At 40.2% G+C, this 13,507-nt stretch carries 12 protein-coding genes and 1 other RNA gene; 5 read left to right on the top strand and 8 right to left on the bottom strand.

Annotated elements, in window-relative coordinates; translation table 11 throughout:
• Nucleotides 1-12 precede the first annotated feature (12 nt).
• Genes kdsB through DWA30_RS07225 form a run of 3 tightly spaced genes read right to left on the bottom strand, consistent with a single transcriptional unit; the run spans nt 13 to nt 3,894 of the window.
• Nucleotides 13-1,827 carry a 3-deoxy-manno-octulosonate cytidylyltransferase gene (gene kdsB, locus DWA30_RS13640; protein ID WP_114491864.1) on the bottom strand — a complete coding sequence of 605 codons (1,815 nt, stop codon included), beginning with the start codon at nt 1,825-1,827 and terminating at the stop codon, nt 13-15.
• Between the two features lie 58 nt (nt 1,828-1,885).
• Complete coding sequence (locus DWA30_RS07230) at nt 1,886-2,455, bottom strand: DUF4126 domain-containing protein (RefSeq protein WP_114491890.1); 570 nt, start codon at nt 2,453-2,455, stop codon at nt 1,886-1,888.
• An 11-nt stretch (nt 2,456-2,466) separates the two neighbouring features.
• Nucleotides 2,467-3,894, bottom strand: coding sequence for an ATP-dependent DNA helicase (locus DWA30_RS07225; protein WP_114491863.1), 1,428 nt, complete (start codon nt 3,892-3,894; stop codon nt 2,467-2,469).
• Nucleotides 3,895-4,120: 226 nt separating this feature from the next.
• Here DWA30_RS07225 and DWA30_RS07220 point away from each other — a divergent pair, with 226 nt between their 5' ends.
• From DWA30_RS07220 to DWA30_RS07210, 3 genes are read left to right on the top strand one after another with little or no spacing between them, the layout of a single operon-like run.
• Entirely contained in the window at nt 4,121-4,762 is a 642-nt protein-coding gene (locus DWA30_RS07220; RefSeq protein ID WP_245933877.1) for a hypothetical protein, read from the top strand.
• Nucleotides 4,737-5,561 carry a DUF3822 family protein gene (locus DWA30_RS07215; RefSeq protein WP_168421752.1) on the top strand — a complete coding sequence of 275 codons (825 nt, stop codon included), beginning with the start codon at nt 4,737-4,739 and terminating at the stop codon, nt 5,559-5,561. Before DWA30_RS07220 ends, DWA30_RS07215 begins: the two co-directional genes overlap by 26 nt.
• Nucleotides 5,561-6,094: an RsmD family RNA methyltransferase gene (locus tag DWA30_RS07210; protein ID WP_114491861.1), complete on the top strand. Its 534-nt coding sequence runs from the start codon at nt 5,561-5,563 to the stop codon at nt 6,092-6,094. The genes DWA30_RS07215 and DWA30_RS07210 overlap by 1 nt, the downstream gene beginning before the upstream one ends.
• Nucleotides 6,095-6,488: 394 nt before the next feature.
• On the opposite strand, the gene rnpB is transcribed toward DWA30_RS07210, so the two are convergent.
• Nucleotides 6,489-6,803, bottom strand: an RNA gene (gene rnpB / locus DWA30_RS07205) — RNase P RNA component class A.
• Between the two features lie 121 nt (nt 6,804-6,924).
• Between rnpB and DWA30_RS07200 the strand changes: the two genes are divergently transcribed.
• Entirely contained in the window at nt 6,925-8,730 is a 1,806-nt protein-coding gene (locus DWA30_RS07200; protein ID WP_114491860.1) for a DNA polymerase III subunit gamma/tau, read from the top strand.
• A gap of 11 nt (nt 8,731-8,741) precedes the next feature.
• Nucleotides 8,742-9,323, top strand: a complete 582-nt coding sequence (locus tag DWA30_RS07195; RefSeq protein WP_114491888.1) for a MiaE family protein — start codon at nt 8,742-8,744, stop codon at nt 9,321-9,323.
• A gap of 17 nt (nt 9,324-9,340) precedes the next feature.
• On the opposite strand, the gene DWA30_RS07190 is transcribed toward DWA30_RS07195, so the two are convergent.
• From DWA30_RS07190 to pdxH, 4 genes are read right to left on the bottom strand one after another with little or no spacing between them, the layout of a single operon-like run.
• Entirely contained in the window at nt 9,341-10,252 is a 912-nt protein-coding gene (locus tag DWA30_RS07190; protein WP_114491859.1) for a Ppx/GppA phosphatase family protein, read from the bottom strand.
• Nucleotide 10,253: 1 nt separating this feature from the next.
• Nucleotides 10,254-12,350: a polyphosphate kinase 1 gene (gene ppk1, locus DWA30_RS07185; protein ID WP_114491858.1), complete on the bottom strand. Its 2,097-nt coding sequence runs from the start codon at nt 12,348-12,350 to the stop codon at nt 10,254-10,256.
• Nucleotides 12,347-12,835, bottom strand: coding sequence for a SixA phosphatase family protein (locus DWA30_RS07180; protein ID WP_114491857.1), 489 nt, complete (start codon nt 12,833-12,835; stop codon nt 12,347-12,349). The genes ppk1 and DWA30_RS07180 overlap by 4 nt, the downstream gene beginning before the upstream one ends.
• 3 nt (nt 12,836-12,838) lie before the next feature.
• Nucleotides 12,839-13,483 carry a pyridoxamine 5'-phosphate oxidase gene (gene pdxH, locus DWA30_RS07175; RefSeq protein WP_114491887.1) on the bottom strand — a complete coding sequence of 215 codons (645 nt, stop codon included), beginning with the start codon at nt 13,481-13,483 and terminating at the stop codon, nt 12,839-12,841.
• Nucleotides 13,484-13,507 lie beyond the last annotated feature (24 nt).

Raw genomic sequence — 13,507 nt, 5'->3', positions numbered from 1 at the left:
TTGAATATTGACTTACATTTTTTCATACATCGCACGCAGTCGTTCCCGTGTCATGATAGATTCCCAATTCTCACCTAAGGCATTTTCCCATAATGGTACGAGACTGAGGGCTATATCGATCATAGTATTGAATTGTTCTTCGGAAAGGTCCTTGCACAAGCCTTTTGGGATCTCAATATTATGCTTCTTCACCATTTCTTTGAAAAGAGCTACATCCTTCGGATAAAAATCTTCTAAGTGATCAAATACGATACAATTCCCAATTCCGTGTTTGGTCCCTAAAACATACGATAACCCGTAACTCATTGCATGGGCTACACCCACTTGAGAATACGCAATACTCATTCCCCCGTGCCACGATGCCATCATCAACTTTCCCCTCGCTTCGTCCTCTGTGAGCGCATCATCTAAAAAGATCTCCTTACAAAGATCATAGGCTTTTTCTCCATAACTCTCACTAAATGCATTCAAGAATGTACCGTTCAACGACTCCACACAATGAATAAAACAATCCATTCCTGTATAGAACCACTGATTTTTTGGAACTCCTATGGTTAAATCTGGGTCTAACACCACTTGATCGAAAGGTGTGAAATCGCTATTAATTCCTAATTTTTTGATTGGACCTGTTAGAACTGTCGTTCTTGAAACTTCGGCACCGGTTCCGGATATTGTAGGAATTCCAACGTGATACACAGCTTTCGACCGTACCAAATCCCAACCTTGATAGTCGGCAGCACTTCCTTTATTCGTCAACATAATAGAAACTGCTTTGGCCAGATCGAGTATGGTCCCTCCTCCTATTCCAATTATCCCTGACGGGCTATAAGTGAATTCATTTTTAATTTCATTTACGATCTCATCCACTTGTATGGTTTTAGGCTCTTCATCGGCAGAGACGAACACCAATTTATCATTAAATCGCAGTGTAATTCGGTCAATAAACTCGGTATTGTCTTTAAACACATCATCTACCAAGAAGATAAAAGGAGCTTTGTCTTTACGTTGCGGTGCAAGAATAGTAGACAATTGATCGAAACTTCCTTTTCCAAATACCACCTTAGGCACCATTGGAAAGTTTCTGTATTTATTATTGACAGTATCTTTCTTTTCTTCTTTAAATGCTTTATTAGCTCGTACAAGATCTTCGGGAGTATCGATCTCAATCCCTTGTGTGTTCGAAATCGCCATTTTTATATTTTTTCCATATTCTAAATATCGAATGCATTCTATTTTCTCCGCAGCCTCTAGTGAGCGCATAGGTAATTTATAGAAATCGAGCAATGCCTGCTTTCTAAAGGCATAGATTCCTTTGTGCTTGTAATATTGTACCGAAGCATTCTTATCGCGAGGATACGGTATTGGGGAGCGCGAAAAGTATTGAGCGTAGTTATCTTTATCGACTATCACCTTGACGCAATTTGGATCACTTATTTCTTTCCAATCATTTATTTCGGTCATTAGCGAAGCAAGGTCGATCTTTTCAGCGTCCTTCCCTTTAAACAAGTAAAGTACCTGCGCCAACCCTTCTTTACTGGTAAAGGGCTCGTCTCCCTGCACATTTACAACAATGTCCACATCCATATCCTGGACCGCTTCCGCAATTCGATCACTTCCCGAATCGTGCTCTTTAGTGCTCATTATAGCCTTCCCGCCGTGTAATTCGATCTCATTGTAAATTACTTCACTATCGGTTACTACGTAAACCTCTTCAAACAGATCAGTGTCCTTAGCGGCTTCGTAAGTACGAACGATCACGGGTTTCCCTCCCAGGTCTTGCATTAACTTTCCCGGAAATCTTGAAGCGCCATATCGCGCCGGAATCATTGCTATTATTCTCAAAATAGTATTGTTTTTACTGAAATGATGCTCAAAAATAAGAAGATTATACGCTTGGACGTTGTTTTTTCCGAAGCTTTTTATAAAATCTGATGATTCCGAAGAAAATGAACAATACTAGTATAAATGCTACCACAGGTATAAGTACTGAAACTAAAGACATTAACGTAGCTGCTCCGGTCTCAACAGTGGCGATTACCGGATTTCCAAGACCTGCAGTTGTGGTAGAAGATCCGAGTCGTACGGCAGCCGAACTTCCTTTAATCGCTGCTGCGGTTCCTCCACCGGCAATAATGGCCAGCGCCCAAGAAATTACCGGGTCCAGGTCACTAACTACTGCAACCATGACCAGTGTTCCCGCAAGGGTCGCCAAAGGTATCGCTATGGTATCTAATATGTTATCTACCCAGGGAATATAATAACCAAATACTTCGACCAACGTAGCTATGGCCAAGGTTATTACGGCCGTTAAACTCCCTATCCACTCCCAACTCTCGTTTATAGGGATGTAGTCGAAATAACTACCAAGACTAAGGATAAGCAATGGTAAGAACACGCGAAATCCAACGGCTGCAGCAAGACCTACGCCCAAAAAGATCCCTATTCCAAAACTCATGTAATCCATACTTACGAATCTACAAAAAAGCCGTCTTTAAATCCGATCAAATATAATTTTTCTCTAGCTCGTGTAATTGCTGTGTATAACCAACGTAGATATTCTTTGTCTATGCCGTTGGGTAAGTAAGGCTGTTCAACAAATACGGTGTGCCACTGCCCTCCTTGCGATTTATGACATGTAATCGCATAAGAGAACTTAACTTGTAAGGCGTTAAAGTATTTGTTGTTCTTGACAGAAAGGAAGCGTTTGTAATTCGATTTAATGTTTGCATAATCCTTTTGAACTTCTTGATACAGCGAATTTGATTGCTCGTACGAAAGTGAAGATGTTTCCGAAGTAAGTGTGTCGAGCAACAAAACCGTTTCAAATGGTTTCATTTTTGGATAATCTACCATTTGAACATTGACTTCAGCAAAACGAAAACCGTATAATTCTTTAAAAGCAAAGATATCTAATACTTCCACAATATCACCATTGGCAATAAACCCAGCTTCGCTTTCAGCCTTTACCCAAAAATAATTGTTCTTTACAACCATTAAATGATCGCCGGCCGACAGCTCTTCTTCCTGAAATAGAATGCGTTTACGAATGTTTTGATTGTATAAATTTGCTCGTTTGTTAGATCGAACAATGATCACCGAATCCTCGTTTCCCAACTCATGGTAACTGTCATTTATAGCATCCATGAGTTCTTGTCCATCTAAAGGTCTAATTACTTCGGAAAAAGGTGCTTCCTGTAGTTTAAAATCCTCGTAGAATCCATCTTCCAGATGTTCCCTTAGTTTGGTGGCATTGGATAAGATCCCACTGTCTTTCTGCTGTCGTACTACCTCGTCTAATTCAACGGTATGTATTACTTTGTTATAATGGTTCTCTAAGGTTCTCTGGTCTAATGCCGGACTTACATCCAATTTCACCGGTGGTAGCTGCGCGGTATCGCCTATAAGCAATAATTTACAGTTATAGCCCGAATACACGTATTGCATAAGATCATCGAGTAAAGAACCATTTTCAAATAATTTTGAATCCTGGTTAATATCTGGGATCATAGAGGCTTCATCAACAATGAATATGGTATTGCGGTGTTTGTTGTTTTGCAAGGTGAAAGAAACACCGCCTCCTTTCTCACTTTTGGGATAATAGATCTTTTTATGAATGGTAAATGCCTCTTGTTTCGAATAATTACTAATCACTTTTGCAGCACGTCCGGTAGGCGCCAATAAGACTGAAGATTGTTTCGCTTTCCAAAGGTTCTTAACCAAAGTACCAATTATGGTCGTTTTTCCTGTACCGGCAAAACCTTTTAACAAGAACACCTCATCTTTTTCTTTACTAAGCACGAACTTTGCCAGCATTTGCAACGCAATATCCTGTTTTGCAGTAGTTGTATGTGAAAAGTCGGTTTTTAAAAGGCTGTAAAAATGAGAAACGTCCATGAAATTATACAAATTCAGGGTTTAAATATAGCTATGATTTTTTCGGAATATACTTTTACGAACAAAAAAAAATTGTAGATTTGCGATAGACCTAATAATCTAATGTAACCTTCATTAAATAATTATGATTACAATCGTTTACATAGTACTAGCTATTGCTTTAGTTATTCTTGCCGTATTTTTAATTAAAAAATTCGTTCCCCGAAAATTAAACCCTGTAGTTTCTTTGCTATTGTGGATTGTAATAATCTTCTTAGGCTACCAATTATACGATTCACTCATTGGGCCGGTAGAGTTTAATAAAAAGAAGGAAGCGCGTTACGCTAAAGTGATTGAAAAATTAAAAGATATTCAGGCTGCAGAGTTGGCCTACCAATCGTTAAATGGTAAGTTCACCGGTAGCTTCGATAGTTTAGTTCGATTCGTAGATACGGCTAAATTCGCAATTACGGCACGAAGAGACAGTAGCTATGCCGATGTAGAAAAGAACAGAGCCTATGGTATTGATGAAGGATATTTTATTGAAACCGTAGTCGTAGACACCTTAGGGTTTAGAGCGGTTAAGGATTCACTTTACGGAGGAACCGACCGTTATAAAACCATGATGAACGTACCGGATACCGATCAGAAATTCGATCTGCAAGCGGGTACGATCGTGAAAAACGATACTGAATATTCTGTATTCGAAGCTAAAGTTTCTAAGGACGTAGTGCTTCAAGGAATGGACAAAGACCTAATCGTTCAAGAGAAGCAGGTAGTTTCTGTAGATGGGGTGAATGGTCCATTCATTAAAGTTGGGTCTATGGACGAGATCAATACCTCTGGAAATTGGCCAAAAATATATGACACACCGGGACTACAACAATAATTCAACAAGCTTACATAAAAGACTGTCCGTTCAAGTTTCATTGACCGGACTTTCTTTTTTAGTAACAGATCGTGATTCAAAAACGTCGTTATTTTTTTCTGAAAAGAATTTTGACCGCAATTATACTCCGGAAGAGTTATTGCACGAGATCGATACGGCGCTAACCCGGCCCGAATTACAATCAGATACGTTTGAGGAAGTTGTTGTTATCTACGCTACCAATACCTACACTTTGGTGCCAAGCACCCTCTACGACGAGTCAAAGTCCAGTGAGTATTTAAAGTTCAACACCAAGTTGTTGGCAAACGATTTTATTACTACCGATTCACTCACAACCTACGGCATCGAGGTCGTTTATGTGCCCTTTGTAAATATTAATAATTATTTTTTTGATCGCTTCGGAAGCTTTTCCTATTACCACAGTGTGAGTATTTTGCTAAAAACTTTTTTGGATGCCGAGAAACACAGCGAAACAACAAAGGTGTATTTACATGTGCAGCAGGATCAATTAGACTGTGTTGTAATGAAATCGGATGCATTGCAGCTTTGTAATACCTATCCGTTTAAAACTCCCGAAGATTTTATCTACTACGTATTATTTACCTTGGAACAACTAAAATTAAACCCAGATACGGTAGACGTTGTACTATGCGGAGCTGTTTCAGAAAAAGATGACATTTATTCGATCGTATATAAATACATTCGCAATGTTCGTTTTGCATCGATCACTACCGCTATTGATACTGTTTCCGAAGAAGACCAACCTCACAACCATTTTTTAGTTAAGAACACACCCTAATGCGCATTATTTCAGGAACTCATAAAGGCAGACGTCTAACAGCACCTAAATCATTGCCGGTTCGCCCCACCACCGATTTTGCCAAAGAAGCGCTGTTCAATATTTTACGAAATCAGTACGAGCTAACTCAACTGAGTGTCTTAGACCTATTTGCCGGTACCGGAAATATAAGTTTTGAGTTTGCTTCTCGCGGTGTTCCCACTATTCGCGCTGTAGATGCGCATTATGAATGTGTAAAATATATTAATAAGGTCGCAGAAGAGTTTCAGTTTCCTATAGAGACCGTTAAAGCAGATGTATTCAAATATGTTGGTACATCGCATGCGGCCAGTGACATTATCTTTGCTGATCCGCCATATGAATTTGATACTGAGCGACTCACAGAATTAACAGGAAATATCTTTCAAAATAATTTGTTAGCCCCGGACGGAATTCTTATTATTGAACATGCTAAGCAAACAGATCTTTCGCTAATACCTCGTTTTCAAGAAGCTCGAAAATATGGCAGTTCTGTTTTTAGCTTTTTTGAATAGAAACCTCACGCATGTCTACCAACTTTCCTAAAACAATCGAATTGGACTTTGTTCATCTCGAATTGCATGAATTGTACGCAATTGCTTCGATCAAAGAAGGAGTGGTTTTCGACAGAGACCATTTAAAAGTCTATGATAAGGTCTTTAAGGAACATTATCCTGAACGCCTATTTGGTTATATTTCGAATAGAAAATATGACTATACTGTAAATCCGACCTGTTTTCTACAAACAAATTTGAGTCCGAGATTAGTAGCAGTCGCTATGTGGTGCCACACCGAACGATCGTTTAATAATGCGTTGTTCGAGCGTTCTTTCTACAAGCGTCCTGCCGAAGCGTTTTATACCAAGGAGGAGTGTCAACAATGGATTATTGAACAAATTGAAGATTATAAAGAAAAAGCAGGCCTATAAGCCGGATTCTGTAACTGTGTAACACAGTTTCTTATCATTTATCTGGACGCATTGTTACCAATACGCTCTATCTGCCTACCCTCTTGCATCGGGCGGGAACCCTCGAACACAAGTTTACGTGGCATTTCACCGCATAGAGTTTACCTGATTTCACTACAGCATTACCTGTACATTCTTTCTGTTGCACTTGTCCGCTCCGTATAAGACGGATGACGGCTGTTAGCCGCTATGCTTCCCTATGGTGTCCGGACTTTCCTCGTTTTGCATTTACAAAACGCGATAAGACGGCCTGCGGTTGCAAAAGTACTGCATTACATTGAGATTTTAGCAATCCGAAACAATGTTAATAAATAACATAAATTTCAGTCTGCGTTTTTTTAATAACAAATAGGACATCTTTATATTTGTTTCAATTCTATGGAGCACTTCATTGTATCGGCACGAAAGTACAGACCTACTCAATTCAAAGACGTTGTAGGCCAACAGGCTATTACCAATACCTTAGACAACGCCATTGAGAACGATCATTTGGCACAAGCGCTCTTGTTTACCGGTCCTCGTGGTGTTGGGAAAACAACCTGCGCTCGAATTTTGGCCAAAAAGATTAACCAAGATGGAACCGAAAAGGAAGATGAGGATTTCGCTTTTAATATCTTCGAGTTAGATGCTGCTTCCAACAATTCGGTAGACGATATTCGTAATTTGATCGATCAAGTGCGTATACCGCCACAAGTAGGTCAATATAAGGTGTATATCATCGACGAGGTACATATGCTATCATCGGCTGCTTTTAATGCATTCTTAAAAACCTTAGAGGAACCACCGAAGCACGCGATCTTTATTTTGGCAACTACCGAAAAACACAAGATCATCCCTACTATCCTGTCGCGCTGCCAGATCTTTGATTTTAGACGTATTACCGTACAGGATATTAAAGGTCATTTGGCCGAGGTAGCCGCCAGTGAGGGTATAGATGCCGAAGACGACGCTTTGCATATAATCGCTCAAAAGGCCGATGGCGCGTTGCGAGACGCACTGTCTATCTTTGATCGCGTTGTTAGTTTCTCGGGCAAAACGCTAACGAGAGAAGCGGTCACAGAGAATTTGAACGTTCTCGATTATACCTACTATTTTAAGGTCACAGAGCTACTGCTCGCCAACAATATTCCGCAAGTATTAGTGGCTTATAACGAGATCTTATCAAAAGGATTTGATGGCCATCATTTTATCATGGGACTTGCCTCTCATTTTAGAGATTTACTGGTATGCAAGAATCAGGAGACCATAGACTTGTTAGAAGTAGGTGAGCAAGTAAAGACCATGTATTTTGAGCAATCACAAAAATCTGATACGGCGTTTTTATTAGAAGCCATCACGATCGCCAATGAATGTGATCTAAAATATAAAACAAGTCGGAACCAGCGTTTACTCGTAGAACTCTGTTTACTGCAATTGGCTTCACTTACTGCCAAGGGCGAAAAAAAAAAGAGTAAACGGTACGTAATACCTCCCTCCCAATTCACGAGAGAGGCTGTAGTTGCTGAAAGCAGTCCGGAACAAGCTATTGGTTCTGAAAGTTCTAGTACTTCGGAAAGTACCGAAGAAGCGACCAACGCACGAACGTCATCACCTACTACTCCAACTAATAACGAGATTGAAACTGAACCTGTTCCAGCTTCCGAAGCAATTGAAGAAGAGAACAAAGATGCAGGTCAAAAGGATCGTGTGATCGAACGCCCGCAATTAATAGCAGAGCGAAATGCGAAAAAGGTATCGGCCTTATCGTTAAAGAGCATTCAGAAGAAACAGCAACTTAAAAAAGAACAAGTAGCCAAACAACCGAACCAAGAGAATTTGCCTTCCGAAGACTTTTCCGAAGAAGCCATGATTAGTGCCTGGAATGAATACACCGCTAAGGTAGAGAATGATGGTAAGTACAATCTGCTTTCGCACCTTACTATGGGCGTGCCTAAACTGGACGGTTCGCTAATTCACTTAGAATTCCCAAATAGCACCATCAAGTTAGAAGTAGAACGCGCTAAATATGAATTGCTAGGTTATTTACGCGAAAAACTTCAAAACTACGATATCGATCTTTCGATCGAGGTTAATGAAACAGCTGTAAAACGCTATGCATATACACCTCGTGAGAAGTACGAAAAGCTCAAAGAGAAAAATCCTTTATTGGATAATTTACGCAAAGAATTCGATTTGGATATCTAAAAGCAACAATGATGTTAGGATTACAGCTTCCCACTGATCCCAGATGGGTAAACATAGTAGAAAAGAATATCGAGGAAATATTGACCGATCATGCCTATTGTGAGCAAAAGGCTGCATCTACGGCCATTTCGCTTATTGTTTCTTTCCCCGAATACGACGAACTCGTAAAAGAAATGGTCGCCTTGGTAAAAGAAGAGATAAGTCACTTTAAGATGGTACACGACAAGATACTTGAGCGAGGATGGTCCATGGGCCGCGACCGTAAGGACGAGTATGTGATCGCTATCACCAAATTCTTTCCGAAGGGAGGCAGTCGAACGACACAATTAGTTCATCGATTGTTATATGCCGCACTTATAGAAGCAAGAAGCTGTGAACGCTTTCGCTTGTTGAGCGAGCAATTAAAAGACAAGGAATTGGCCGAATTCTATCGAAAATTAATGGTAAGTGAAGCCAATCATTACACTATGTTCTTAGGTTTTGCAAGAAAATATGGCGAACGCGCCGAAGTAGATGCTAAATGGAACGAACTCCTTGCCTACGAAGCCGAAGTGATGAAAGATCTTGGCACTAACGAAACTATTCACGGATAAATCTATTCTCTGGCAGGCTAATTTACCTGTATGGCCTTGGCTAGCTTTTCATTATACAGGCTTTTTATAATTCCGTCAGAGAGTCCGATCTTTGGCACATACACGTTTTTCGATCCGCTCCATTTCATGGCCGAAAGATAGATCCTGGTAGCAGGAATGATGACATCGGCACGGTCCGGATTCATCTGCATTTCGGTAATACGTTCTTCGTAGCTGTGTGATTTAATGAGTTCGTAGAAATTAGCTAAGTAGAAATAACTAAGCGGTTTCCCTACTTTCTTTCCACTGGATTTATAAATATGGTTAATGTTACCGCCCGACCCTATCATATTGATTTTACTATAGGGCTTCGTGACTTTCTTTATCCAAGTTTCTACTTGCTCCCACATGGTATCTTCTACCATATCGTTGATTAGACGCACTGTGCCCAACTTAAACGATTTTGAGGCGACAGTCTTTCCTTGCGCATATAAGGTGAATTCGGTGCTCCCGCCTCCTACATCTACGTACAAGAAGACCTTATCGTTTTGAATAAGTGAGGTAAGGTCTGTTGAGGCGATTATAGCGGCTTCATCATTACCATCTATGATGTTAATGCTAAGTCCGGTTTCCTCTTTAATTCGTTTAGCGACTTCCGTTCCATTAGAGGATTCGCGCATAGCCGAGGTTGCACATGCTCGAAATCGCACAACTTGATGCGTCTTTATAAGTAATTTGAATGCTTTCATAGCGTCGATCATGCGTATAATGCTTGCTTCGGAAATAGCGCCATCTATAAATACCTCTGCACCCAAACGAATTGGAACGCGCACCAAAGATGTCTTCTTGAAGAGGGTGTCCTTACCCGGTTCTTCTATCACCGAGGCAACCAACAATCGTATGGCATTAGAGCCAATATCTACAGCAGCGTATTTTTCTATGTTCAACAAACTAATTACTTATTTTTTCTTTATAATATTCGTAAGTGGCAAATTGCGATCGAACCTTCGGATCACCGTTGGGTTGACGATAGGCGTTATTCTGTTTGGCTGATACCACTCTTGCCTTCACATTGTCTTTCCAACAGATCTCGAAAGTGTCGTTGAGCTCTTCTTTTATGTCCTCATCATAGATAGGACAACTAATTTCTACACGATTATCGAGGTTACGACCCATAAAATCGGCAGAAGAAATATAGATACGTCGATCGCCTCCGTTCTCAAAAATAAACATTCTGGGATGCTCTAAAAACTTATCTACAACGCTAATGGCTTGTATATTTTCGCTCATTCCTTTCACCCCCGGAATTAGACAACAAATCCCGCGAATAATCAATTTTATATTAACTCCTGCCCTACTCGCTTCGTATAATTTGTCGATCATCTTAAAATCGGAAAGACTGTTTAATTTGAGTCTGATTCCGCTTGATAGACCGTTTTTGTGATTCTCTATTTCGTTGTCGATCAAATTGTAGATCGCATTACGTGTATAATGTGGAGATACAATTAAATGACGGTATTTTTTAATCTTGTAGTTTACCTCAAAGAAATCGAATACTTTATTGATCTCCTTACATATCTTTTGATTGGAAGTGAACAAGGTATAATCGGTATAGATACGTGCGGTCGACTCGTTAAAGTTACCGGTACTAATAAAAGCATATCGCTTTACTTTTTGGTTCTCGAGACGCTCGATCAAACAGGCTTTACAGTGTACCTTCAATCCGGATACACCAAAGATTAGGTTAACGCCTTCACTTTGCATTTGTTCTGCGTAGCGAATATTTGCTTCTTCATCAAATCGGGCTTGCAGTTCTATTTGCACGGTTACTTCTTTTCCGTTCTTCGCTGCATTTATAAGTGAGCTCGCTATGTGCGATACTTGTGCCAAGCGATAAATCGTGATCTTTATCGATTTTACATTCGGATCCAAGGCTGCTTCTCTCAAGAATTTTACAACATAAGAGAATTTTTGGTAGGGTGTGTACAACAGATAATCCTTTTCGGCGATCTTTCCGAAGAGACTCCCTTCAAGACTTAATCCTGGAATTGGTAAAGGCTCGATACGTTCGTACAACAAGTCTTCTCTTCCTAAACTTGGAAAATCCATATAGTCGCGGCGGTTGTGGTAACGACCTCCCGGTATCACACTATCGGTAGTGTCTACCCCCATCTTATCCATCAGGAATTGTAAGGTCTTCTTATCAATTCGTTTGTCGTACACAAAACGTACCGGATCTCCCGTACTTCTATTCTTTACGCTTTTCGATATCTTATCTATAAAGCTCTTACTAAGATCACTATCAATATCCAATTCTGCATCACGTGTGATCTTGATCATGTGGGCAGAGATCTTCTCGTATTTAAAGATGCTAAAAATATTGTGCAAACAATACCGAATTAGGTCATCTAGAATGATGATAAACTGTTTTTCTCCTTCACTTGGCAACACAACAAAACGATCGATCGTTTTCGGTATCTCGATCAAGGCGTAATTATTTTTGGTCTCGAAGGTGTCATCTTCCTTAGACATTACCATGCGCACCGCCAAATAGGCTCCGCTGTCCTTAAGCGAGGGAAATTGTTCTAGTTCACCGATCATGATGGTAACTAGGGCCGGACTTACCTTCCGAAGAAAATAATCGGCGATAAATTTGTGTTGTGATTCTGAAACTTGCGTTTCATCGATCATAAAAATATTCTCTTTTTCGAGTTCCTTTTCTATAGAACTCAAAATTTTCAAACTGGCAGCCTGTTGTTTGATCACAGTTTGTGTGATCTCTTCTAAAAGGTCTTTTGCTGAAATACCTCCTAAAAAGCTTCTTCCGCCCTTGCCGGCCTCTACAATACGTTTAACGGTAGCATAACGGACCTTAAAGAACTCGTCTAGGTTGTTAGAGAAAATCCCGAGAAAGCGCAATCGTTCCAAAAGAGGAACAGAAGGGTCTTCTGCTTCTTGTAGTACACGTGCATTAAACTGAAGCCAACTTAATTCACGATTTCGATACCTGTTTTGGGTTACAAATTTATTTGAAGTTTTTTCGGTCATTCTTTTAGATCTCTGGGGAAAAGCGTTTTTACAGTTTTACCGGTTGTAATCTCGCTCCATGAATTCTCCTTGAATTCGATCATTACAAATCCACAGGTAGGCACATTGTCAATATACTTGTTTCCCAACATATTTGCAATAGAGGTAAATGCATGGTTGTGCCCTACGATCATTACGCGACCAAGCGAATCATCCAGGTTCTTTATAATATGCATGGCATTTTGCCCACTAAAGTCGTATAAATTATGATCGGTGGTAAAGTCGGTGTCAGCAATCTCGAATGCATCCTTAAAGTAATTTGCAGTGGTCAAAGCTCTGGTCGCATCACTGGAAATGATCTTTTCCGGTGGTGGCACTTGGTTTTTAAGGGTATTCGATACTAATTTACCATCTCTTTTTCCACGTCCTTTTAAAGGGCGCTGGTGATCGATCACGTCGTGTTTCCAAGAAGACTTGGCGTGTCGAACCATATATAATGTTTTCATACGCTAAGGTTGTAGTCTGTTAATAATCCATTTGCTATCATGCTGGCGATATTGAATGCGATCGTGTAAACGGCTTCGTCTACCTTGCCAGAATTCAAATTCGGTTGGTGTGATTAAATAGCCGCCCCAAGTCTCCGGTTTAGGAATATCACGTCCTTCGTAGGTCTTTTCCAATTCTTGTAATTGTTCTTCCAGAACTTCTCTACTTGCAACGGTTGCACTTTGGTTGGACACGAATGCACCTAACTGACTCTTTCGCGGTCGACTTTTAAAGTATTCGATCGATTTTTCTTCGGAAACTTTTTCTGCCTTGCCTTTAATGATCACCTGCCGCTCCAACGGCGGCCAAAAGAACGAAATACAGCAGTGATTATCGTGGGCTAGTGAAACACCCTTCTCGCTTTTGTAGTTGGTGTAAAAAATAAAGCCTTCCGCATTAAATTCTTTCAATAGCACCACACGTCCACGAGGATATCCGTCGGCTCCTATGGTCGACAAGGTCATGGCATTCACTTCATCGATCAAACCCGATTTTTCGGCTTCAATAAACCAAAGCTGGAATTGCTCCATGGGACTTGCCATTATTGTTTCTTCGGAAAGTTCTCCTTTCTCATACGATTTTCGATACGCGTGAAGATTTTTCGCCATTTGCATAATTTGCTATGCAATTTA

It is taken from the genome of Candidatus Ulvibacter alkanivorans (genome assembly GCF_003333325.1).
Taxonomy (GTDB): Bacteria; Bacteroidota; Bacteroidia; order Flavobacteriales; family Flavobacteriaceae; genus Ulvibacter_A; species Ulvibacter_A alkanivorans.
This window is presented reverse-complemented; position numbering and strand designations above follow the sequence as displayed.